This is a genomic window from Tritonibacter sp. SIMBA_163 (assembly GCF_046535935.1).
Lineage (GTDB): Bacteria > Pseudomonadota > Alphaproteobacteria > Rhodobacterales > Rhodobacteraceae > Epibacterium > Epibacterium scottomollicae.
The window spans coordinates 1-238 of the sequence record NZ_JAWJBP010001271.1; the positions used below are offsets into that span (position 1 = coordinate 1).

The window sequence follows — 238 nt, forward strand, 5'->3', positions numbered from 1 at the left end:
GTGGGGGCTCTGCAGGACGCCGATGGGCTGCTGCAAGCGCTATCCGCCGGTGAGCGGGCAGTCCGGGGCGCGCTGGTCCCGGGGGATGCCGATGCTGATGCCGCGCTGCTCTGCGAGAGGTTTCTCGGGGTCTATTCGAGCGGGTTCGCAGATCGAGCCGACCACAGGGCACAGCTACACCACGGACCCACAGTAGAGGCCGACGACCTTACTGAGCTGCAGGCACGGGCACTGGGGG

Annotated in this window: 1 pseudogene; it reads left to right on the forward strand. The window is 68.5% G+C overall.

Features of this window, described 5'->3' with window-relative positions:
* Window positions 1-238, forward strand: a pseudogene (locus R0J92_RS26395) (nuclear transport factor 2 family protein); the annotation flags it as partial.